General features: G+C 29.8%; 2 protein-coding genes. Both read left to right on the forward strand.

Annotated features, from left to right (window positions below; genetic code table 11):
• The first annotated feature begins 238 nt into the window (after positions 1-238).
• Complete coding sequence (locus L1266_RS22135; RefSeq protein ID WP_054554046.1) at positions 239-871, forward strand: hypothetical protein; 633 nt, start codon at positions 239-241, stop codon at positions 869-871.
• Between the two features lie 50 nt (positions 872-921).
• Positions 922-1335 (forward strand): hypothetical protein, encoded by a 414-nt coding sequence (locus L1266_RS22140; protein WP_054554047.1) that lies wholly within the window; start codon positions 922-924, stop codon positions 1333-1335.
• The last annotated feature ends 461 nt before the right edge of the window (positions 1336-1796 follow it).

Raw genomic sequence — 1796 nt, forward strand, 5'->3', positions numbered from 1 at the left:
ACGAGGGCTTGATTATAGTGAGACCAGTTTGTGATTTTGCTCATTGTTGTTGCACGGGCTAGTAGGATATAGATGATCTGATCACAGGCTGGCAAGATAGTTCAAACTTTTAGGAAACAACGCCGCAGTGACTATAAAACAAAGGTTTTTAACACAGAAAGTGAAAAATGATATTGTCTGAATCAAAAAAAAAAGATAATATCCCTAAATTAAGGACTAAATCTAGATAAGGAATATCATGATTAACACCCAAGAAAAACCAACAATCCCCTCTCCAATAGATTTAATAAGCAGGTTAATCAATCAAGAATCTTCTTTTGAAGTTACTCTTTTTGATAAGTTTGGAAATAATTTTACCGGCAGGTTAGAAGAGTTAAGTGAAAAGAGTAACACTGTACTCATATCTGATAAAGATAAAAACAAAACCATTTTTGATTTAAATTATGCAACACACGTAACAATTAAAGACCAAAATTCAACAGTAAATTTATTTAAAAACTTAGAAACCAAACAGCCAACATCAGAAATAATTGATATAGATGAAATAATAAATTTAACGTCAGAAATGTTTAAATCAAGTTATGATTTAGAATTTAAATTCTTTGCTGATAAATATAATAACAATATTGAGGCTGAAAAAATTTCTATTGTTATCGATTATTTAACAGAAAACATAAAAAAATTAACTAATGATGACTTTACATTATCAGCAATAAATAAAGTACACACATTCCACATTAAGAATGACGAAATGTCAAAGTTTAATTTGAAGCTCAACAATAAAACTATAACAATAAAAATTAACTACTCAGAGCCTCTACCACACAGCATTAATCAACTTATCGAAAAAGGACTTAATAGAACTTTGTAATTCATTAAGTTAAATCATTAATAAACATGTCAAATAAATAAGGAATGACAATGGGACTAAGAGAGAAAAAAGCAGCAAGAGAATTTGAAAAGAATCGTTTCGATTCACTTAAAAGACAAATTTTCGAAGCAGCCAAATTCGAATTTGATATAGAAGTAAATTGGGAAACGCTTGCTATTGATGATTACGCTCATTTATATGATCAAACTTGGCCTATGATCTATTTTGAACCAACCATAAAAGCATTTAAAGAAATGTGTTCTGATGAATTTTCTAAAGAAGCGATAGAAGAAGATTTGAAAAAATTAATCATTCAAAACTATGGTAATGTTCATAATGCTAACCACTTTGCAACATACAGCAAGGGTATTTTAACCTTAAATCATTCACCAATATTGAATGCGGCGAATCAAATAGATGAAAGAGCTGAATCAGTACAGAATGCTATAGAAAAAGAGCTATAACATTCTAGTTATAGACTAAAATGTAATGATCTACATTTAGTAGATCATTACAACAATCAATTTAAAATAAAGATTTTATTTTATCAGTATAATCAGACGCTCTTCGAGTCATCTTATGACCTGTTTCAATATTTAAAGTATTATCAGATAAAGTAAAGTTATTTTTTGAATCTAAAAAGTCTTGCTTAGCTGTTATTTTAATCTTTTTTAACTTTGCTAATTCTTCTTTATAATCTTCATCACTTCCACATATAGATGTTATTGCCTCAAGTGCCGCAACGGTTCGTTGACCTGAATGAGAAATAACCCACTCACTCTTATAGTTATCTTTATTAAGGCCTTGTTGATCAAATGCAGCTCTCTAATAAACTCACTTAACTTACTGATATTTAGGCAGACCAAGGGTGTTGATCTTATTTAGCGCCTTCACTTTGATCATCGCTTCAACCAGTTGGCGATTG

Source organism: Pseudoalteromonas sp. Cn5-37, from assembly GCF_021532495.1.
Classification (GTDB): domain Bacteria; phylum Pseudomonadota; class Gammaproteobacteria; order Enterobacterales; family Alteromonadaceae; genus Pseudoalteromonas; species Pseudoalteromonas simplex.

What these genes read in the sequence shown, in the direction of transcription:
- L1266_RS22135 (WP_054554046.1), top strand. Translation starts at nt 239, where the DNA reads ATGATTAACACCCAAGAAAAACCAACAATCCCCTCTCCAATAGATTTA.
- L1266_RS22140 (WP_054554047.1), top strand. Translation starts at nt 922, where the DNA reads ATGGGACTAAGAGAGAAAAAAGCAGCAAGAGAATTTGAAAAGAATCGT.